This window comes from Variovorax paradoxus, assembly GCF_030811855.1.
GTDB lineage: Bacteria > Pseudomonadota > Gammaproteobacteria > Burkholderiales > Burkholderiaceae_C > Variovorax > Variovorax paradoxus_L.
In genome coordinates this window covers 144,245-165,103 of the sequence record NZ_JAUSRN010000003.1, presented here as the reverse complement: position 1 = coordinate 165,103, position 20,859 = coordinate 144,245, and the positions used below count along the sequence as shown (strand labels likewise).

The 20,859-nt window shown below is 63.0% G+C and carries 18 protein-coding genes and 1 pseudogene; 11 read left to right on the top strand and 8 right to left on the bottom strand.

Going from position 1 to position 20,859, the window contains the following annotated elements:
• Nucleotides 1-124: 124 nt before the first annotated feature.
• Entirely contained in the window at nucleotides 125-376 is a 252-nt protein-coding gene (locus tag J2X92_RS08675; RefSeq protein ID WP_307574959.1) for a hypothetical protein, read from the top strand.
• Nucleotides 377-407: 31 nt separating this feature from the next.
• Here the strand turns inward: J2X92_RS08675 and J2X92_RS08670 are convergent, their stop codons facing one another.
• The 3 genes from J2X92_RS08670 to J2X92_RS08660 are packed head-to-tail and all read right to left on the bottom strand — an operon-like array spanning nucleotide 408 to nucleotide 4,088.
• Nucleotides 408-2,234, bottom strand: a complete 1,827-nt coding sequence (locus tag J2X92_RS08670) for a cytochrome c biogenesis protein DipZ (RefSeq protein WP_307574958.1) — start codon at nucleotides 2,232-2,234, stop codon at nucleotides 408-410.
• Nucleotides 2,235-2,261: 27 nt separating this feature from the next.
• Entirely contained in the window at nucleotides 2,262-3,638 is a 1,377-nt protein-coding gene (locus J2X92_RS08665) for an ATP-binding protein (protein WP_307574956.1), read from the bottom strand.
• 30 nt (nucleotides 3,639-3,668) lie between these two features.
• Complete coding sequence (locus J2X92_RS08660; RefSeq protein ID WP_307574954.1) at nucleotides 3,669-4,088, bottom strand: organic hydroperoxide resistance protein; 420 nt, start codon at nucleotides 4,086-4,088, stop codon at nucleotides 3,669-3,671.
• A gap of 200 nt (nucleotides 4,089-4,288) precedes the next feature.
• On the opposite strand from J2X92_RS08660, the gene J2X92_RS08655 reads away from it, so the two are divergent.
• Entirely contained in the window at nucleotides 4,289-5,029 is a 741-nt protein-coding gene (locus J2X92_RS08655) for a response regulator (protein WP_307574952.1), read from the top strand.
• An 87-nt stretch (nucleotides 5,030-5,116) separates the two neighbouring features.
• On the opposite strand, the gene J2X92_RS08650 is transcribed toward J2X92_RS08655, so the two are convergent.
• From J2X92_RS08650 to J2X92_RS08635, 4 genes are all read right to left on the bottom strand, one after another.
• Entirely contained in the window at nucleotides 5,117-5,701 is a 585-nt protein-coding gene (locus J2X92_RS08650) for a thioredoxin family protein (RefSeq protein WP_373424808.1), read from the bottom strand.
• 202 nt (nucleotides 5,702-5,903) lie between these two features.
• Complete coding sequence (pcaF, locus tag J2X92_RS08645; RefSeq protein WP_307574951.1) at nucleotides 5,904-7,109, bottom strand: 3-oxoadipyl-CoA thiolase; 1,206 nt, start codon at nucleotides 7,107-7,109, stop codon at nucleotides 5,904-5,906.
• A gap of 42 nt (nucleotides 7,110-7,151) precedes the next feature.
• Complete coding sequence (locus J2X92_RS08640) at nucleotides 7,152-7,808, bottom strand: 3-oxoacid CoA-transferase subunit B (RefSeq protein WP_307574950.1); 657 nt, start codon at nucleotides 7,806-7,808, stop codon at nucleotides 7,152-7,154.
• On the bottom strand, nucleotides 7,805-8,506 hold the full coding sequence (locus J2X92_RS08635; RefSeq protein ID WP_307574949.1) for a 3-oxoacid CoA-transferase subunit A: 702 nt from the start codon (nucleotides 8,504-8,506) through the stop codon (nucleotides 7,805-7,807). Before J2X92_RS08635 ends, J2X92_RS08640 begins: the two co-directional genes overlap by 4 nt.
• A gap of 160 nt (nucleotides 8,507-8,666) precedes the next feature.
• On the opposite strand from J2X92_RS08635, the gene J2X92_RS08630 reads away from it, so the two are divergent.
• The gene (locus J2X92_RS08630; RefSeq protein WP_307574948.1) at nucleotides 8,667-9,455 is read left to right on the top strand and encodes an IclR family transcriptional regulator domain-containing protein; all 789 of its coding nucleotides are present in this window, start codon (nucleotides 8,667-8,669) and stop codon (nucleotides 9,453-9,455) included.
• A 185-nt stretch (nucleotides 9,456-9,640) separates the two neighbouring features.
• Here J2X92_RS08630 and J2X92_RS08625 read toward each other — a convergent pair whose 3' ends face one another.
• The gene (locus tag J2X92_RS08625) at nucleotides 9,641-10,657 is read right to left on the bottom strand and encodes a Bug family tripartite tricarboxylate transporter substrate binding protein (RefSeq protein ID WP_307574946.1); all 1,017 of its coding nucleotides are present in this window, start codon (nucleotides 10,655-10,657) and stop codon (nucleotides 9,641-9,643) included.
• 547 nt (nucleotides 10,658-11,204) lie between these two features.
• Here J2X92_RS08625 and J2X92_RS08620 point away from each other — a divergent pair.
• The 8 genes and pseudogenes from J2X92_RS08620 to J2X92_RS08585 all read left to right on the top strand — a co-directional run.
• Nucleotides 11,205-12,164: an NAD-dependent epimerase/dehydratase family protein gene (locus tag J2X92_RS08620; protein ID WP_307574945.1), complete on the top strand. Its 960-nt coding sequence runs from the start codon at nucleotides 11,205-11,207 to the stop codon at nucleotides 12,162-12,164.
• Nucleotides 12,165-12,285: 121 nt separating this feature from the next.
• Nucleotides 12,286-15,696, top strand: coding sequence for a rhamnan synthesis F family protein (locus J2X92_RS08615; protein WP_307574944.1), 3,411 nt, complete (start codon nucleotides 12,286-12,288; stop codon nucleotides 15,694-15,696).
• A gap of 43 nt (nucleotides 15,697-15,739) precedes the next feature.
• On the top strand, nucleotides 15,740-17,275 hold the full coding sequence (locus tag J2X92_RS08610; RefSeq protein ID WP_307574943.1) for a hypothetical protein: 1,536 nt from the start codon (nucleotides 15,740-15,742) through the stop codon (nucleotides 17,273-17,275).
• Complete coding sequence (locus J2X92_RS08605; protein ID WP_307574942.1) at nucleotides 17,272-17,700, top strand: sugar 3,4-ketoisomerase; 429 nt, start codon at nucleotides 17,272-17,274, stop codon at nucleotides 17,698-17,700. Before J2X92_RS08610 ends, J2X92_RS08605 begins: the two co-directional genes overlap by 4 nt.
• 2 nt (nucleotides 17,701-17,702) lie before the next feature.
• Nucleotides 17,703-18,842 (top strand): DegT/DnrJ/EryC1/StrS family aminotransferase, encoded by a 1,140-nt coding sequence (locus J2X92_RS08600; RefSeq protein WP_307574941.1) that lies wholly within the window; start codon nucleotides 17,703-17,705, stop codon nucleotides 18,840-18,842.
• Nucleotides 18,843-18,876: 34 nt separating this feature from the next.
• Nucleotides 18,877-19,629, top strand: coding sequence for a class I SAM-dependent methyltransferase (locus tag J2X92_RS08595; protein WP_307574940.1), 753 nt, complete (start codon nucleotides 18,877-18,879; stop codon nucleotides 19,627-19,629).
• A gap of 6 nt (nucleotides 19,630-19,635) precedes the next feature.
• Nucleotides 19,636-20,577 carry a GNAT family N-acetyltransferase gene (locus tag J2X92_RS08590; protein WP_307574939.1) on the top strand — a complete coding sequence of 314 codons (942 nt, stop codon included), beginning with the start codon at nucleotides 19,636-19,638 and terminating at the stop codon, nucleotides 20,575-20,577.
• A 138-nt stretch (nucleotides 20,578-20,715) separates the two neighbouring features.
• Nucleotides 20,716-20,848, top strand: a pseudogene (locus J2X92_RS08585) (DUF4440 domain-containing protein); the annotation flags it as partial.
• Nucleotides 20,849-20,859: the final 11 nt, after the last annotated feature.

Here is a 20,859-nt window from a genome sequence, read left to right as displayed (position 1 = left end):
CGGCCGCCAGCCGTCCAGGGAGATAGCCTTTTGCTGACACGCGCATACGTCATGCGGCTGATGGCACGGCTTTTGCGCTGAAGCTAACCTGATGCTCATACAAAGAGATCCAGAGGCCAGTCGCATGCTCACCATTCTTCAGAAAGCCACCATCCTCAGCAAAGCTGGTTTCGAGGTACCCGCCTGTCCGAACGAAGACACGCCGACGTCCACCGCCAGCGCCGTTTCCCAGAAGATGCAGGAGTGGGGCAAAGCCATCGAAACGATGTATGTGGCCTACGTGGCCGCCCGCGCGGCCAAGAGCCTGCGAGACGCCGAAGAGTCCCGCCAGACCGACATGCTGCGACGACTGTCGCTGAACGCCTGGGCGGCCTGACCTCGCGGTCCGTGCCCTTCGTGGAACTCATTCACCCAAAGGTGAACGCATAGGCCTGCGCGCCGGCGTCGAGAAATTCGATTTCGAACAGACGGTCCTTCGCGCCGCCCGCCTGGCGCACCAGCTGATACAGCTTCTGGGCATCGATCACCCCATGGCCCTCTGCATCGGTATCCGAGCCATGATCCGCAAGCGGCGGCTTTCCATCGACCAGTACCCTGAAGCGCACCGGCTTGCCATTGGCTGCGGGCCCAAGCACCAGATGCAAGTCGCGCGCCTGAAAGCGATAGGCAATCCGCCCGCCGACACCGTTCAGCACGGCGCGCTCGGCCTCCACGGTCCAGTCGCCGGCTATCGCCCATTGGTTGATGCGCAGCGATGAAGACGCTGGTTGGTAGACCTTCGCCTGGTCCCGCACGATGCCGCCGGGCGATGCAAAGCCGTGCGCACGCTCGTGGCCGAGGTAGGTCTCACCGGACAGCGCAGGCTGGGCACCGGGTGCGGCCTGGGTCCCCTGCCCCAGCGGCGTCACCAGTCCGTCGGCGACGCGGATCTTCTGTCCCGCCTCGGCCAACAGCTGCTGGATGACCAGTTCGGCCTTGTCGTAGCGGTTCTCGCCGAACTGGTGATGGCGGATGCGGCCCTCTGCATCGATGAAGTAGAACGCGGGCCAGGCGCGGTTGTCGAAGCCGCGCCAGATCGCGTAGTCGTTGTCCATGGCGACGGGAAAGTCGATGCCCAGGTCCTTCGCGGCCTTGCGCACGTTGGCCGAACGCTTTTCGAACGCGAACTCCGGCGTGTGCACGCCGATGACCACGAGGCCGGCATCCCGGTACTTCTCGGCCCAGGCGCGAACATAGGGCAGCGTGCGCAGGCAGTTGATGCACGAATAGGTCCAGAAGTCGATCAGCACTACCTTGCCGCGCAATGATTCTGGCGTCAGCGGCGTGCTGTTGATCCATTCGGTGGCGCCGGCAAGTGAAGGAAAGTTGCCTTCGACCTTGAGCTCGCGCGCAGGCGCTGCGGCCGGGCGGACTTCTTGTTCCGACACCCGCACCAGGTCGGTGTCTTCGCGCAGCGCGACCGGTTCAGCGTGCGCTTCGCGCGGCGGCTGCGGCTTGTTGCTTTCCTTGATCTTTTCCACCAACGCCTGCTCGAGCTGCGACGTGGTGCCCACCGACAGGCGTGCGAGCAGCCCGGTGTCCAGCCCCAGCGCGATGGCGCCAACGCCCACCAGCACGGCGGCGCCCGCGGCGCGCCGCATCCATTCGCCGGCATGCAGCGAGCGCTTCATGGCCGCGAACAACCGTCCGCCGAAGAGCAGCGCGGCCGCAAGCGAGGTGCAGGCACCGGCGGCGTAGGCGAACAGCAGCAGCGAGGTCCCCACGCTTGCGCCATTGAGCGCGGCGCCGGTCAGGATCAGGCCGAGGATCGGGCCCGCGCACGGCGCCCACAGCAGGCCCGTGCCCACGCCCAGCAACAGCGGCGAGAAGATTGAAGCGGTACCCGCGCCCTCGCCCGCATTGCCGCGCGGCTCGGACATGCGCAGCCCCAGCGCCACCAGCGGCCGGGTCATGCGATCGGCGACAGCCGGAAACAGCAGCGTCACGCCGAACAGCGCGAGCACGGCCAGGGCGGCGTAGCGCCCGTACTCGTTGAGCGTGACGATCCAGCCGCCACCCACCGCGGCCAGCGTGGCCACCGCGGCAAAGGCCAGCGCCATGCCCAGCAACATGGGCAGGCCGTGCGAGCGAAACGGGCGGTCGGCGCGCGCAAACACGAAAGGCAGCACCGGCAGGATGCAGGGGCTCAGGATGGTGAGCACCCCGCCCAAGTAGGCAACGAGAAGGATGAGCATGATGTCGGTCGTTCGTGACGGATGAATTCAGCGAGTGGGCGCGGTGGACAGCGCGAGCCGCGCCTCCAGCCCGCCTTCAGCGCGGTTGTGCAGCGTGAGTTCGGCGCCCATGGCCATCGCCAACTGGTGCGCAATGGCCAGGCCCAGCCCGGTGCCGCCGGTGCTGCGGTTGCGCGAGCTCTCGACCCGGTAGAAGGGCTTGAGCACCGCCTCCAGCTCATCGGGCGGAATGCCCGGCCCGTTGTCGAGCACGCTCAGCACCAGTCGCCCGCCTTCGGCATTCACGCGCAAGCGCACGTCGCTGCCGAACTTCAACGCGTTGTCGATCAGATTCATCAAGATCCTGCGCAGCGCGTTGGGGCGGCTCACGATGGGCGCGCCTGCCTTGCCTTCGAGCCGCACTTGCCGGCCCACGTCTTCGTAGTCGGCCACCATGCTTTCCAGCAGCGCATCCGCATCGATGCGCAGCGGCGGCTCGGTGGCACCGTGCAGCGTGCGCGCATAGGTCACGCCCTCGCGCACCAGCGAGTGCATGGCATCGAGGTCCTGCCGGAATTTTTCGCGGTCGTGCTCGTTGTCCATCAGGTCGGTACGCAGCCGCATGCGCGTGATCGGCGTCTGGAGGTCGTGCGAAATGGCGGCGAGAATCTCGACCCGCTCCGCCATGTAGCCCGCAATGCGCTGCTGCATGGCGTTGAAGGCGCGCGCCGCATGCGCCACTTCGGTCGGGCCTTCTTCAGCGAGGCTCTGCGCCTTGAGATCGGGCCCCAGGTCGTCGGCCGCGGCGGACAGCTGCGCGAGCGGCCGCGTGACCAGCCGAACCGCATACCAGGCGCAAACGGCCAGCACCAGCAGCTGAACGACCAGCACCCACATGACCCAGCCCGACACCGGCATGCCCACGCGCATGGCATGAACTACTACCGAAGACCCGTCGCTCAGGCGCACCTGGATCTGCAGGCCCTCGGGCGGCCAGGCCACCTCGCCGACCTTGACGATTTCGAACGGGCGCATCGCATCGACGATGGCCGCGGCAAATTGCCGCGAAGGCTGCGAGCCGGGCTCCGCGCCCTCTGCGCTGCCGCCCAGCACGAAGCGGTAGTTGCGCCGCGCCAGCCGGTCGAGCCAGCCGGCGCGTTCCGCCGCGGGCAGGCGGTCGAGGATGGCGACCGAGCTTGCGATGTCGCGCTCGATGCCGATCATCATCAGCTCGCGAAGCGCCATGTTCCGCTCGTAGCGGATGGCCGCAAAGGTAAGAAGCTGCGCGACCGCCAGCCCCACCACGATGATCAGCGTCACGCGGGAGAACAGCGAGGCTGGAAGCAGCCGGCGCCAGCCTCGGGCGCCCGGGCCCACATCGCCAGCACCGGCGGGGTTCGCGGAAGCATTCGCGGGAGTGGACATGGGCACCTTTTGTCTATGAAAACCGCTGGCTCACACCAGGTGGATGGCAACGTCGATGTTGCCGCGGGTGGCCTTGGAGTATGGGCAGGTCTGGTGCGCCGCGTCGGTCAGTGCCTTGGCCACTTCGCGGTCCAGGCCGGGCAGGCTCACGTTCAGGCGCGCCTGCAGGAAATACTCGGTGCCCGCAGTACCAAGATCGACCTCGGCATCCACGGCCAGGTCGGGCGGCAGCGTGACCTTCATCTTGCCGGCCGCCTTGCCCATGGCGCCGATGAAGCAGGCCGACCAGCCAGCGGCAAAGAGCTGCTCGGGATTGGTGCCGCTGCCCGCGCTGCCGGGTGACGAGAGCTTGATGTCGAGCCGGCCATCGGAGCTGCGCGCTTCGCCGTCGCGGCCGCCCGACGAGGTGTGGGTCTTGCCGGTGTAGAGAACCTTTTCGATGCGAGACATGGTCATTCCTTGGGGAGTGGTGGATTGGAGAACGGACGGATTGTTGAGCCGCGCCTGCCTTGCCAACCCAGATTGCGTATGCCTGTGTATCTGCGAAAGAAATCCACACACTACGTTTCACGGTCCGCGTTCCTCTCGCGCCGGGGGCGCTACATTCCGGCTGCGGACGCCCCCCGCGCCACACCCTGCTGCCCACTGCCATGACGCCCAAGACTTCTGACCACATCCTCATCGTTGACGACGATCGGGAGATTCGCGAACTGCTCACGACTTACCTGGTGAAGAACGGCTTGCGCGTGGTCGCGGTGCCTACCGGCCGGCACATGCGTGCGGCGCTGGAGGAATCGGGCCCGTTCGACCTGATCATCCTGGACCTGATGCTGCCCGGCGAAGACGGGCTCACACTCTGCCGCGACCTGCGCACCGGCAAGTACAAGGCAACACCCATCCTCATGCTGACCGCGCGCAGCGAGGAAGCCGATCGCATCCTGGGCCTGGAGATGGGTGCCGACGATTACCTGGCCAAGCCGTTTTCAGCGCGCGAGCTGCTCGCGCGCATTCGTGCCGTGATGCGCCGCACGCGCATGCTGCCCCCGAACATGGGCGCTACCGAGCCTGCGCAAAAACTGGGGTTCGGCGAATGGCAGGTCGACACGGTGGCGCGCCACCTGATCGACGACAGCGGGGTGATGGTGGCGCTGAGCGGGGCCGAGTACCGGCTGCTGCGCGTGTTTCTGGACCACCCGCAAAAGGTGCTGAGCCGCGACCAATTGCTAAGCCTGACCCAGGGCCGTGAAGCCGAGCTCTTCGAGCGCTCGATCGACCTGCTCGTGAGTCGGCTGCGCCAGCGCCTGCGTGACGATGCGCGCGAGCCCCGCTACATCAAGACCGTGCGCAGCGAAGGCTACGTGCTCGCTTCGGCCGTCGAGGCGCTGGACTGATCGACGCGATGCACTGGCAGCTGGTCGGGTTGCGCACCTCGTGCGCCACACCCCCGGCAAAGAACAGCAGCGCGAACCAGAGCTTCTTCATTTGAGGTTCCCGCTCGGCGCGGCGGTGGTTGCGGTTGCCGTCGAAGGCTCCGCAAGCAGCGCCTGGATCTTCTTCTCGGTGGTGCCGTAGCTGCCTTCGCCGAAGTGCGAATAGACGATGCGCCCCTGTTTGTCGATCAGGTACACCGCGGGCCAGTACTGGTTGCTGAAGGCCTTCCAGGTTCCGTAGCTGTTGTCTTGCGCCACCGCATGCTTGATCTGCAGGCGCTGAATCGCGTCCTTCACGTTCTTGGTCGATTTCTCGAACGCGAACTCCGGCGTGTGCACACCCACCACGGTCAGGCCCTTGTCCTTGTACTTCTCGTGCCACTCCTTCACGTGCGGCAGATGGTTGAGGCAGTTGATGCACGTGTAGGTCCAGAAGTCGACCAGCACTACCTGCCCGCGCAACGCTTCGAGCTTGAGGGGCGGCGAATTGAGCCAGGTGTCGATGCCCTGGAACTCCGGCGCAGCGCGCGCAGCGCCCGCGGGCGTGTCACCGCCCATCGGCGGTGCGGCAAAAGTCAATGCAGCCACCGACGCGGCAATGGCCGCACCAATGGCAAGGCGGGAGAGCTTCATGGTGATTTCCTCGGTGCGATGCGCAATGAGCGCTGGTGGACGACGAGCGGATTGTTTTCCGCCCATCGAGCCCCCGGCGCACATCGCGTATGCCTCTGTGTCGAGGCTGGAAATCGACACACTACGTTGCACGAGGCGGGTGTGTGCGCCCTGTCTCGATGGAGTCAATAGGCCGGGCAGCAGGCCGCGCCCGGCGCGGTTCTCAGACCCGTTCCAGGATCACCGCAATGCCCTGCCCCACGCCAATGCACATGGTGCACAGCGCATAGCGGCCGCCGCCCTTGTGCAGCTGGTTCACGGCGGTGGTGGCCAGGCGCGCACCGCTGGCGCCGAGCGGATGGCCGAGTGCGATGGCGCCGCCGTTGATGTTGACGCGCGGGTCGTTGTCCTGGAGGCCCAGCAGGCGCAGCACGGCAAGGCCTTGGGCCGCAAAGGCTTCGTTGAGTTCGATCACGTCGATCTGGTCGATGGTGAGACCGGTGAGGGCCAACACCTTTTGCGTGGCGGGTGCGGGGCCGATGCCCATCACGCGCGGCGCGACGCCGGCGGTGGCCATGCCAACCACGCGGGCGCGCGGCGACAAGCCATGCTTGGCGGCGCTGGCTTCGTCGGCCAGCAGCAGTGCGCAGGCGCCGTCGTTCACGCCGCTGGCATTGCCGGCCGTCACGGTGCCGTCGGGGCGCACCACGCCCTTGAGCTTGGCGAGCGATTCAAAGCTGGTCTCGCGCGGGTGCTCGTCCTTGTTGACGATGATGGCATCGCCCTTTTTCTGCGGCACGCTCACAGGCACGATCTCGGCATCGAAGAAGCCGGACTTCTGCGATGCCACAGCACGCAGCTGCGAGTTGAGCGCCATCAGGTCTTGCGCCTCGCGCTCGATCTTGTAGTCGGTGGCCACGTTCTCGGCCGTCTCGGGCATGGAGTCGACGCCGTACTGCGCCTTCATGAGCTTGTTGACGAAGCGCCAGCCGATGGTGGTGTCGTACACGGCGTTGTTGCGGCTGAAGGCGGTCTCGGCCTTGGGCATGACGAAAGGCGCGCGGCTCATGCTTTCGACGCCGCCGGCGATCATGAGGCCGGCTTCACCGGCGCGGATGGCGCGGGCGGCCGTGCCCACCGCATCGAGGCCGGAGCCGCAGAGGCGGTTGATGGTGGCGCCGCCCAGTTCGAGCGGCAGGCCCGCGAGCAGCGCCGACATGCGCGCGACGTTGCGGTTGTCTTCGCCGGCCTGGTTGGCGCAGCCGTAGAGCACGTCGCCCACGGCTTGCCAGTCGACGTTCTTGTTGCGTTCCATGAGTGCGCGCAGCGGCACGGCGCCGAGGTCGTCGGCACGCACGCTGCTGAGCGATCCGCCGTAGCGGCCGAAGGGGGTGCGGACTGCGTCGCAGATGAAGGCTTGGTTGGTCATGGTGTGTCTCGTTGGAAGTGAATCGAACTCGGGAGTCCGCCTTTATGCGGCGATCGGCAGTCCCACGAGCTTCTCGAGCTCCTCGCGGCTGAGCCCTTCGACCACATCGACGAGCTTCAGGCCTTCGGGCGTGCATTCGAGCGTGGCGAGGTCGGAGTACACGCGCTTGACGCAGCCGATGCCGGTGAGCGGATAGGTGCATTCCTTCACCAGTTTGCTCGCGCCCTGCTTGGTGAGCAAGTCCATCATCACCCACGTCTGCTTGGCGCCGATGGCCAGGTCCATGGCACCGCCGACGGCGGGAATGGCGTCTTTCTCGCCCGTGTGCCAGTTGGCGAGGTCGCCCGTGGCCGATACCTGGAAGGCGCCGAGCACGCAGATGTCGAGGTGCCCGCCGCGCATCATCGCGAAGCTGTCGGCATGGTGAAAGAACGAGCCGCCCGGCAGCAGCGTGACAGGCTGCTTGCCGGCGTTGATGAGGTCGTAGTCTTCTTCGCCGGCCGCAGGCGCAGGGCCCATGCCGAGGATGCCGTTCTCGCTCTGCAGAATGACCTCGCGGCCCTTCGGCAGGTGGTTGGCCACCAGCGTGGGCTGGCCGATGCCAAGGTTGACGACGGCGCCGTCGAAGATGTCTTGCGCCACGCGGGCGGCGAGCTGGTCCTTGGTGCGACGTGTGTACGTAGTGCTGCTCATGGTCATGCTGCCTTCTTGAAACCGCCGGCTTGCGTCGCCACGCGTTCGACTCGCACCACCTGGTGCACGAAGATGCCCGGAGTCACGATGGTCTCTGGGTCGAGGGTGCCGAGCTCGGCAATGTCGTGCACGGTGGCAATGGTCTTCTTCGAGGCCATGGCCATCACCGGACCGAAGTTGCGTGCGGCCTTGCGGTAGACCAGGTTGCCCCAGCGGTCGCCGCGCTCGGCCTTGATGAGCGCCACGTCGCCATGGATGGGGTACTCGAGCACGTACTGGACGCCATTGATCTCGCGGGTTTCGCGGTTGCCCGCGAGTTGCGTGCCGTATCCCGTGGGGCAGAAGAAGGCGCCGATGCCGGCACCCGCTGCGCGAATGCGTTCGGCCAGGTTGCCCTGGGGCACGAGTTCGAGTTCGATCTTGCCGCTGCGGTAGAGCCCATCGAACACCTGGCTGTCGGCCTGGCGCGGAAAGCTGCAGATGATCTTGCGCACGCGCCCGGCCTTGAGCAGCGCGGCAAGGCCGGTTTCGCCGTTGCCGGCGTTGTTGTTGACCACGGTGAGGTCCCTGGCGCCCTGCTCGACGAGACCGTCGATGAGTTCGCCGGGAATGCCGGCGGTGCCAAAGCCGCCGATGAGAACCGTGGCGCCGTCCTCGATGCCCGCAAGGGCATCGGCGACCGTTCGCGCGATCTTGTTGATCATGAAGCCTGTCTCCGGGAGTGATGAAAAGAATCGAACCGTGCGAACAATGCGCCCCCAAAGCGCCAAACAAATCGGCCGACCCGCTCATTCTGCGAATCGCAAATTTGTTCGTCTAAAGAACATTTGTTCGTATAATGAATTCTAAAGACGAAGGCTCGACATGGCAACCCCTAAGGACCACCCACCCGGCACACCGGCCCCCGGCGACAGCTACGTGCAGTCGTTTGCGCGCGGCCTCCAGGTGATCCGCTCATTCAGCGCAAGCGCGCCCCGGCAGACACTGAGCGAAGTGGCGGCCGCCAGCGGCCTCACGCGGGCGGGCGCGCGGCGCATCCTGCTCACGCTGCAGACGTTGGGCTACGTGGTGAGCGACGGCAAGCTCTTCACGCTCACGCCGCGCATCCTCGACCTTGGCTTTGCGTACCTCTCGTCGATGCCGATATGGAACCGCGCCGAGCCGGTGATGGAAGCGCTGGTGCAGCAGGTGCAGGAGTCTTGCTCGGCCGCCGTGCTGGACGCGACCGACATCGTCTATGTGATGCGCGTGCCGACGCAGAAGATCATGCGCATCAGCCTGGGCGTGGGCTCGCGGCTGCCGGCGTACTGCACGTCGCTTGGCCGCCTGCTGCTGGCCGATCTGGACGACGACGAGGTGCGCGCGCGGCTCGAAGCCTCGGAGCGCACGGCGCTCACCAAGCACACGGTGACCGATGTCGACGCGCTGATGGCCAAGGTGGCGCAGGCGCGCAAACAGCAGTGGTGCCTGGTGAACCAGGAGCTGGAAGAAGGCCTGATCTCGGTGGCCGCGCCCATCGTGAACCGCCAGGGCCGCATGGTCGCCGCGCTCAATATTACCGGGCAGGCCAACCGCACCAACGCCAAGGTGATGCAGGAGACGATGCTGCCGGCGCTGGTGGATGCCGCAAAGAAAGTCTCACAACTGCTGTAGCGGCAAAGCGCGGGGCAACCCATCCCAGCGCACCCGCGGAACCGGCTTTGCCGGGCCGCTGGGTGCGCCCCCCAGTGGGGGCTGAGCGCCCGCGGCTCCAGGCCCGCCCGCGCGGGCTTGGACGGGCACGAAGGGTCCGTGCCTCCGGCATGGACACCGGGCGCCGCAGGCGCTTCGGGGGGCGTCTAAGTGTCCGAGTGGATGCCCTTCATGATGATCACGCCGCCCAGCCGCGCGGTGTCGGCGCGCATGCGCTTGGCCAGCGCATCGGGCGTGCCCGGCTGCGCCTGCCACCCGGTCTTCAGCAGCGCCTGGCTCACTTCGGGCGAGCCCGTTGCCTCGGCCAGCGCGGCATTGAGCTTGGCAATGGCAGCGGGCTTCATGCCCGCAGGCGCGGCCAGCGCGGTCCAGATCTCCAGGTCGGCGCCGCGCACGTCTGCATCGCGGATCGTGGGCAGTTCATTGACGAGCGGGCTGCGCTCGGGCGACGTCACGCCGATGGCCTTGATCTTGCCGGACTTCACATGGGGCATGGCCAGGCCGGGCGGAAGCAGCGCCAACTGGATCTCGCCCGCCAGCAGACCGGCGATCACTTGCGGATTGCCCGTGTAGGGCTTGTGCTGGGCCGTGATGGCGGCGCGGCTCTTGATGAGCTCCATGCCCAGGTGCCCGACGGTGCCTACGCCCGGCGTGCCGTACTTGCCGCTGCTGCTGAGGTTGCGCGTCCACAGCAGCAGGTCCGCCGCGGTCTTGCCCGTGGCATTGCCCGAGACCACCAGCACCAGCGGCGCAGTACCGATGAGGCCGACGGGTGCGAAGTCTTTCTCCGGATCGAAGCTGAGCTTGGGATTGAGCAGCTTTGCAATGGTGAGATTGCCGTTGATCAGCGCCCCGATGGTGTGGTCGTCGGTGGCCTTGGCCACCAGGTCGGCCACGACGTTGCCGCTGGCGCCCGGCTTGTTCTCGACCGTGACCGGCTGGCGCAGGATCTTCGACAGCGGCTCCGCAATGGCACGGGCTGCAAGGTCGGGCGAAGCCCCGGCGGGAAAGCCCACCAGGATGCGAACAGGCTTGGTCGGCCATGCGGCGTCGCCGCCGACGGCTCCGGCGCCGGAGCGCTGTGCCCATGAACCGGGTGCAAAAAGCGACGCGGCAAGTGCCGCGGCGCCGCCTTCGATCAGGCGGCGTTTGGTGATCTTCAAGATGGCTCCAGGGGAAAGGCGTTGCTTACTTATATTTACATAACGTTACATGAGCATGCGCGATCGCGCAAGCCGAAGACCGTGCTCGTCCTCGGGGCAAGGTCCTGCAAAGCAGGGCCTTCTGTTACGTGATCGTAACTGTGTCGTTACGTGGCGTTCGCGACGCTGCATGCACTAAAGGCCCTTTCCATCCAGTAAGTGTTTCAATCGACTCTCCTAAGTCTTTGTCCACATTCATTTTTTTCAACACCGCCGAAGCCGGGATCGGGACGATGCGCATCGATCGAGAACTACGGAAAGCAGTGATGTTCATCGGAGCGCCAGATTCTTAGCATCGGTTGCACTGTGTAACTTAATGATTCCGACTTAAATCAGCGCCGTCGTCCCGGAACTCTCCGGCTTATGGAACTGACATTCGGATAACCAAAAGGTACTCAGTGGACTGCCCCGGATTACCACTATCGCTGGTGGGTCTGGGTAATTACAACGGTGTACCGAGTGCGGCCGACCATGCCAGCGCACTCTCACGACGAGGATTGCTCCGTCCATGAATTCTTTGACCGGAACTAAAGTCTTGGTGCTGGGTGGGCGAGGCTTTCTCGGACGCAATCTCGTCGATGTGCTTCTGCGCGACGGCGCGTCCGTCCGAACTTTCGATCGTCAGCTTTCCTCCTCCTCTACGGACCAGCCCGCGTTCAAGGGCAAGGTCGAGGAATTCGAGGGAAACTTCATCGACGGCCAGGGTCTGGAAGCCGCGTTGGACAACGTCGACTTGGTCTATCACCTCATCAGCACGACCGTCCCCAGCGGTTCGAACGCCGATCCGATCGGAGACGTCACCAGCAATCTTGCCGGGACCTTGCGCCTGCTCAAGGCAATGTCGCGCTTGGGCGTCAACCGCCTCGTCTATGCGTCCTCTGGCGGAACGGTTTACGGAAATCCTTGCGTGCTTCCGGTTCCGGAATGGCACACGCTGCAACCGATCAGTTCCTATGGTGTGGTCAAGGTCGCCGTCGAGAACTATCTACATCTTCATTCCGAACTCCACGGCCTCCAGGCCAACGTCTTGCGGATCTCCAATCCCTACGGAATGCACCAGCGGCGCATTGGCACGCAAGGCGTGATCGCGACTTTTCTCAACAAGCTGGTGAATGGCCAGACTATCGAGATCTGGGGCGATGGTTCGGCCGTTCGCGACTACATCTACGTCGCCGATGTCGCCAGGGCGCTGCTTCTTGCGGGGCACCGCGAGAAGTCAGGCACCTTCAACATCGGCAGCGGTGTCGGCCACAGCCTCAACGATGTGCTTCGCGTTCTTCGCAACCAGACGGGCCTGGAAACCGAAGTCCGGTATCTGCCCCATCGGAAATTCGACGTCTCCCAGACGTTTCTCGACATTGAACGTGCGCGCGAAAAACTCGGCTGGAACCCTTTCTATTCGCTGGAAGAGGGCTGCGCCCGTTTCTGCCAGTTGATGGAGCGGGCCCGCGAGCCGGCGCTTTCCTGAGCCGTCGCCGCAATTGCAATGCTCTTGTCACCTGTTCTGGATGGTCTTCTACATCTGTCAAAACAGGGCGCGAACTTCACAAAACGAGTGTCATGGACCTGCGTTCCTTGAGGGATTTATCTTGAATACAAGCGAAGTAGAAATTTTTCAGGTCGACGTTGAAGTACTCAACGATCGTTTGAGTGCCGAAGGACGCAAGCTTCAGGTCGCCGAGACTGAATCCAATCGCCTCCGGCGCACTATTGAAGCGCACGAGGCGCACCGCTTGAATCTTGAATCCCGCATCGAGGGGCAGGAGTCTGCCCTGCAGCGGCTCGCGACTCGCAATGCGAGTCTGGCCCATGAAGCACATGGGCATGCTCTAGCGCTGATCAGCGAGCGCGAAGCGCACGCGCTCGCGCTCGCACTTGCCGGCGAACGCGAAGCGAATGCGCTCGCACTTGCCGGCGAACGCGAAGCGGGTGCGCTCGCGCTTGCCGGTGAACGCGAAGCGAGTGCGCTCGCGCTTGCCGACGAACGCGAAGCGAGTGCGCTCGCGCTCGCCGACGAACGCGAAGCGAGTGCGCTCGCGCTTGCCGACGAACGCGAAGCGAGTGCGCAGCTCGCTGCTGAACTGGCCCGCTGCGGCGAGGAATTGGCCCGCTGTACCGAGGAACTCCTCAAGCGCGACTCTGCAATCGCAGCGCTCCACGAGGAGTTGGAACACCAGGCCAAAGCACATGCCAGCGCGCTGGAATGCGCGAGGGGTGCTTCCGTCGCGGAGATAACCCAACTGCACTTCCAGTTGCTCAAGCAACTGCAGCGAGTTACCGAGCTGCAGGAAGCAGAGCTTCACCGTGTGGCACTGATCGAGCATGTGCGGGCGGAGCACGCCGGCGCCGTCGCTGGGCTTCAGGCGCAGCTCACGGCACTCGAGAGTCGCTCTGCCACTTTCGAGGCATCCGAATCGGAGCTGCAATCAGCTCTGGCAGCCATTCACAGTTCGAATTCCTGGCGACTGACTGCTGGGGCGCGTTTCGTGCGGCGTTCGATCTCCCGGTTGGCCGCTAGCTTGCCCAAAGTTCGAGGCAACAAACCCTTGCCCATTTTCCCGATACCCGCGCCCTCGCTCATACACATGAAAGCCGAGCAAGTCGTCGATGGCAGCCCGCCCGCCAGCGCTGGAGACGAAACGTTCAAAGAAGAATCGAGCACGCTGGATCCGAGCGAGTTTGATCTCAACTACTATCTTCAACGCTATCCGGACGTAGCGCGATCCAGCATGGACCCATACCATCATTACTGCGCGAACGGCAAAGCAGAGGGGCGAGCGGGTCGACCGCCGAAGTTGAAATTGCAGCGATTGCGGGCCTTGCATCCGGACCGGGATTGCATTCTCATCGTAAGCCATGAGGCGACTCGCACTGGTGCACCGGTGTTGGCTTGGAACATTTGCAATCAACTGCGAGAGCGCTACAACGTCGTGGTGCTGTTGCTCGACAGCGGGGACATCCTCGAATCATTCGAAGATGTTTGCAACGTGCTCGTGGGCCCTTATCAACCGGGCGACCGCTCGGACTTGGGTCTGCAGGCAATTCTCAACGAGGTGTGCGACCTTTTCAATCCGCGCCTCGCGCTCGTCAACAGCATTGTTTCACGCTCGACGCTGCCCGGGTTGGCAAAAAAGAATGTGCCTTCTATCCTACTCGTTCACGAATTTTTCCGATTCCACTGTTCGGAGATGGACCTCGTGGATGCGATGGGCTGGGCCGCCAGCACCGTGTTCTCGGCCAACATAATCCGCGACCACGCGACCACGGAACGCACGCGCGCTGCAATTGAGGCGGCTCCCATCATCGCGCAGGGCAAGTCGATCATTCCGCCATCGTCGAAGCTGCTCGCGCCGAAACCCGGCAAGGATCCACTATCGACACTGCTTGCCAGACGCAAAAGCCGCCCGTTCGTGGTTCTTGGCGTTGGCACGATCGAGTATCGAAAAGGCGTCGACCTCTTCGTCGCGACTGCAGCCGAAATGCTGCGGCAAGACAGCAATGCAGATATTCTTTTCGTTTGGATCGGCGCCGCGCACGCCATTCACCGAGAGTACGCAGCATTCGTCGCGCAGCAGGTGGAGGCATCGAATCTGGGCGACCGCTTCCATTTGCTGGGCGTCACTTCCGAGCTGGAGGCCATCTACGCTCGGGCACAGGTCTTCTTCGTATCCTCACGGCTCGATCCGCTTCCAAATGTCGCACTCGACGCCATGACGGCGGGGCTACCGGTGATGTGCTTCGAGAACGGGTCGGGGCTCGTGGAAAACTTCGAAGCTGATCAGATTGCCCGCACTTGTATCGTGCCTTCGCTGAACGTGCAAGAAGCAGCTCGACAAATTCTCGCTCTGTATCGCCAGCCTGACAGCTATAAGAGCGTCTCGAATCGAATGAAGGAACTCGCGGCAGAAAAGTTCGAGATGCAGCGGTATGTCGATCGTCTGCTGTCCTTGGGCGAAACCCTGACGGATGCGGTCGAGCAATTGAAACTCGACATCCAAGCGCTTGAGAGGGGTCCCGATTTTCTGACCGATTTCTATCTGCCGCCCCGCTCGCCGCGGTCGCGCGAAGATGCCATTCGCGAGTACGTTATCGCAACCCAAAGCGGGATCTATGGGCGCAAGGCGCTCCCCGGCTTCGACCCGCTGGGATACGCGAAAGCGGCAGGCATCGATCGCAAGGCCAATGCGCTCGCACACTATGTTGCAGCGGGTCGACCAGTGGGTCCATGGCGCCTGCCTGTCCTGGGCTCTTTCGAGGGCTTCCCGATCTTGCCGACCACGCTCAAGGTAGGCATCCACATACACGCGTTCTACACCGATCTTCTTTCGGACATCGTCGAGCGCGTTCAAGCTAACGCCCTTTCTTGCGATCTGCTCGTGAGCGTCTGCTCCGATGAAGCCGCAGAAGCGGCTCGCTCACGACTGGTCGGCTTTTCGGGCGGTGCATGCGACGTCCGTGTGGTTCGGAATCTTGGACGCGATATCGGTCCAATGCTCGCCGTGTTCGGCGAGACGCTATGCAACTACGACGTCATCGGTCACTTTCACACGAAGAAGAGCACGCATGTGACAGAGGTGAACCTGGTTCCCGATTGGATCAACTTTCTGATGGGCAACCTGCTTGGCGGCGAAACACCTCGCGCCAGGAGCATCCTCTCCGCCTTTGTCGAGCAGCCTTCGCTAGGCCTGGTATTTGCCGACGATCCCAACAGCATCGGGTGGGACAAGAACCTGCCGTTCGCCGAAGAACTTGCGGCGCGCATGGGGATCGACACGCTGCCAAAACACTTCTTCTCGTTTCCAACGGGAACGATGTTCTGGGCGCGGCCAAAGGCGCTTCAGCCGTTGCTCGACCTGCACCTTGGAGAGAATGACTTTCCCCCGGAACCCGTGCCGATTGATGGGTCGATGCTGCACGCTGTCGAACGAATGCTTCCGATCATCACGCACCATGCGGGCTATGGAACTGCGGTCTCGCATGTCGCGGGACTGTCGCGTTGAACCAAGGTCGACGAGTACCTCTGCCCTCACCGGCCACAGATCCATGAGCAAAAATATCGCAGCACCCACGGCCGCTTTCTATCGAAGCGTAGAGGACATTGCAGCGGCGCTTCATGCAATGCGAGCGTCCGGCGACGACGAGACGGCGTTGGGCGAGATCTCGCGCATTGTCCGTGCGTGCATGTTGGACAGGCGCAGCCTCGGCAAGGTGATTGCCGATCGCATGCTGGATGACTTTTGCCAGGACATCGGGCGCGAGGCCCTGACCGACCTGCGCAAGACGGTCGTCGATATCCACGAACCGCCTGCAGATTGCGTAATCCTGGCCACGGAGGTCTATCGGACCGGCGGCCACACAGCGGTCATCAATGACCTGATTTCGACAGGCCGCTTCGGGCCGCGCACGGTCGTGATTCTGACCGACGCGTTCGGAACCGCAGATGCGCAAGTCGCTGCGGAGAGCTTTGCAAGCGGTGTGCGAACCGAGATTTCGCCGTCCGGACACCTGATCGACAAGCTGCACTGGACACTCGGTCGCCTTCTCGCGCTCAAGCCGACACAGCTGGTGCTCATGAACCATCACAACGATTCGGTCGCCATCGCAGCCGCGCAGCCCTCATTGGCTCAAAAAACTGTGTTCTATCACCACGCCGACCTGCTGCTGTGCCTGGGTGTCACGCTCGATCATGCAATGCACGTCGATCCGCATCCAATGGGCGTGCACCATTGTCGCGCCAAGGCAGGGATCGAACATCCGCTCTACTGGCCGCTCACGGCGGAAGACAAGGGGACAAGGCCTGCATTGCAATTCCTGACGCGGGGCCGGTTACGCACCGGGTGTTCGGGCTCGCCCGGCAAGTTCGAGACGCCCTACAAATATCCCTACGCAGACTTGGTGCCGCGCCTGCTCGCGTGTACCGGTGGCACGCATGTGCATATCGGGCCGTTGCCTGTTCAGACACTCGATCGCATTCGCTCGGGGCTGCTCAAAGCCGATGTACCGCTGGATCGTTTCGTCCACATTTCGTGGGTGCCCAGCGTCTGGCTCGCCTTGCACGAGCAGCAGATCGATGTCTATCTGGATTCCTTTCCCATAGGAGGCGGTCGCGCCATCATCGAAAGCATGGGTGCCGGTGTGCCGGTGATCGCACATCAGAGTTACATCTCTCCGTTTCTGGGCAACATAGACAACTTGTATTCGGAGGCCTTCGCCTGGGAGCGTCCAGACCAGCTGCTGGACCATGTGGCAGCGCTCGGCGCGGCTCGTCTGGCAATGGAATCAGCACGAGCCCGAAGTCAGTTCGAACGCTTCCACTGCGTCAAAGCTCTTGCCAATGCGATCGACGCAGGCGCGCAAGCGCCCCTCGCACCGGCATTGAGGCCGAGTGTGGCCGATCCCTTTCAATCTTTTCTTGACGATGTGGATCTGGCACTCTCGGATCACCTGACCGCGCCGCTCGTCGCGGCCCGTGAAAAGCAGATGGCAGCTCATACGGCCGAGATCGAGATGCTCGAACGCGCCTTTCGCGTCGAACTCGACGAGCGTGCACGCCTTGCCGACGGGGCGGGCTCCACATGAACGCAGGTCTTGCAAGCCCAAGCGTGCATCAGTGCCGCATCCTGGAGTTTTCTCGCATCCGCGATCCGAGAGGCGTTCTGACGCCCATTGAAAGCTGTCGGGACGTACCGTTCGAAATTCAGCGCGTCTACTATTTCTACGAGCTCGAGATCGACGCATCGAGGGCCGGCCATGCGCACAAGGAATTGCAGCAGGCGCTGATTGCCGTGTCCGGGAGCTTTGATGTGCATCTTGACGACGGACACGAGCGGCGTACCGTCACGCTGAACAAGCCCTATCAGGGGCTCTATGTCCCACGGATGATATGGCGCGACATCGACAACTTCACACCCCGCTCGGTGTGCGTGGCGTTGGCTTCGTTGCCCTACGACGAGACCGACTATTACCGCGAATACGACGAATTCCTGCGCGCTGCAGGCTATTGAACATGACCGAGATTCCGTTCCTCGATCTCGCAGCAGCCAACCAGGAAGTGAGTGGAGCACTCGAGGCTGCGTTCCAGCGCGTGATGCAATCCTCGCAGTTCATTCTTGACGGGGAAGTCGCCTCGTTCGAACAGGAATTCGCTGGTTACTGCAACTCCAAGGTATGCGTCGGCGTCGGCAATGGGCTCGAGGCGCTGGTCCTTATCCTGCGTGCATTTGGCATCGGCCCCGGTGATGAGGTGCTCGTACCGTCCAATACCTTCATTGCCACTTGGTTGGCGGTGACACAAGTCGGCGCCACGCCGGTGCCGGTGGAACCGGAGCCATCAACGTACAACATCGATCCCGCTGCCATAAAACGCGCGATCACGCCTCGAAGCAAGGCCGTGATCGCGGTGCATCTGTACGGTCAGCCGGCACAGATGGAAGCGCTCGGCGCCGTCACGCGGCACCATGGCCTGCGTCTGATCGAAGATGCCGCGCAGGCGCACGGAGCCCGATACGCCGGCCGCCGCGTCGGTGCGCTGGCAGACGCGGCCGCATTCAGCTTCTATCCGAGCAAAAATCTGGGCGCATTGGGCGATGGCGGCGCAGTAGTTACTGACGACCTCAGCCTGGCTGCCGAAATCCGCCGCATCGCGAACTACGGCTCGCGCGAGAAATATGTGCATGATGTTGCTGGCTGCAATTCCCGATTGGACGAATTGCAGGCAGCATTCCTTCGATGCAAATTGCCGCTTCTCGATGAGTGGAATGGTCGGCGCCAAGTGCTTGCGCAGCGCTACATTCGCCAACTGGAGGGCGCCGTCGTCTTGCCAAGGGTCGCGCCTCACGCGGAAGCCGTCTGGCATTTGTTCGTGGTGCGAGTACCGAACCGGGATGCAATCGCGGCAAGCTTGAAGAATGCCGGCATTGGGACCCAGATTCACTATCCGGTGCCGCCGCTGCGCAGCGGCGCATATGCCGAATTGGCCCGCCATATGCCGCCGTGCCCGGTCGCCGATGAATTGAGCAACGAGTTGCTGAGTCTGCCGTTGGGTCCCCACATGACAGCAACGCAAGTGGACCGTGTCTGCGACGCGCTGCTCGCAGCGCTCCACGAGCACTCCGGTTCGAGGGCCGTGCGCAAAGCAACGCTCTGACCACTCTGAACACTATCGCTTTGCCACCAATCCAATGATCGACAACCGCATCGACGAATACCAACAAGCCTACATGGCAGACTACGGCTTCGAACGCGTCATGGTGCATTACCGTCGCAAGCTGCTGATGCAGCGACTGGCCGACATTCGACCGCGGATCGTCGTCGAGATCGGCTGCGGATCGGAGCTGTTGTGCGAGGCCTGGTCGCACGCTGGGCACGAGGTGAATCACTGGCTCATCGTCGAGCCTGGGGACGAGTTCGCTGCGATTGCACGAAAATCGACGCTGCCCGGCGTCCGCGTGATTCAGGATTACTTTGAGAACGCACGCGATGAAATCCTGAAAACACTTCCAGAAAAGCCGGACCTGGTGATCTGCGCAGGACTGCTTCACGAGGTTCCTTCCGCCGATGCAATGCTTCAAGCCATCCGGTCGATCATGGGTCCATCGTCCATCCTGCACGTCAACGTACCGAATGCGAATTCGCTGCACCGGCGCATTGCGCAGGCCATGGGTCTTATCGAAGACGCGAAAGCGTTGAGTGCGCAAAACCGCAAGTTGTTCCAGCGCCACGTCTATGACATGGCTGACCTCCAGCAGGAGCTTTCCGCCAATGATTTCGACATCCGCAACAGCGGCGGACATCTGATCAAGCCCTTCACGCACGCTCAGATGGAAGCCATAGCGGGTGTGATCGGCAGTGACATCCTGGATGGGCTCTTCAAGCTCGGGCAGGACATTCCGGACCTTGCTTCTGAGATTTACGTAGAGGCGAAGTTGAAATAGGTCCGCATGACCAGCTTTTCGATTTCTCCGTTCAGTCCGCGCGAAACAGCGGAATGGGATGCGGTCATCCGAAATTCCAAGAACGGCAACTTTATGCATTCGAGGGCCTACCTCGACTATCACGCGAACAGGTTTGCCGAACGTTCCCTCATTGTGCGCAAAGGCAGCAAGTCCATAGCAGTTTTTCCAGCCAATGCCGTCGGCGAAAAAATCGTCAGCCACAGCGGCTTGACATACGCGGGCCTGATATATGGCTCGGAGTTAAGAGCGGAATCCGTGCTGGAGATCTTCGGACTCATTTCCGGTCATTTCAAGGCCACGGGCGGGCGCACCGTTCTCTACAAGGCTGTCCCCCACGTTTTTCACAGCTATCCCGCCGAAGAGGATCTCTATGCGCTGCATCGCTCAGGCGCACGACTGATTCGTCGCGATCTCTCTTCCGTGATCCAGATGGACATGCGAAGCCGGCCCGGGATGTTCAGACGGCGCGCCGAAGTTCGAAAAGCGCTGGCAAATGGAATCCGGATCGAGGAAGAATCGTCGCTCGACCGATTTCATAGCCTGCTCACCACGGTGTTGCAGAAGTTCAACGTCAAGCCGGTTCATTCACTCGATGAACTCACGCTTTTGCACTCGCGCTTCCCGGCCCAAATCCGCCTGTTCTGCGCCTATAAGGACACAGAGCTCGTGGCAGGAACCATCGTCTACGACTTTGGCCAAGTGGCGCACTCCCAGTACATTGCATCATCGGCGAAGGGGCGCCTTCTGGGAGGGGGCGATCTACTCTTCGACCATCTCCTAGGTAACGTGTTTCATCACCACCGTTATTTCAGCTTCGGCATTTCGACCGAGCGAGAGGGCACGCACTTGAATGAGGGGCTGATCTTCCAGAAGCAAGGGCTCGGCGGACGAGGCATTGCCCACGATTTTTACGAGTGGGATCTCTAATCTCCCGCGCACGGCGATGATGGGACACGTGTGTCCGCAACAACCTGAGGGCGCTGAATGAGGCGCAGACCTCGTCGATTCGGGACGTCTGGCGACGCGATTCATCACCCGCACACTATTGCCTTCATCGCACGCCGATTCGCGCGGCTGGCCAGCCAGGCCTACAGCAAGGCATTGCAACTCGACCAGAACAACACGGCGGTGCAACCCAAGCTGGCGGTGATCCGCACCTTGTTCACCCCGGCACCGGTTGGCGGCAAATCCGCGGCCGGCCTGTCCCTG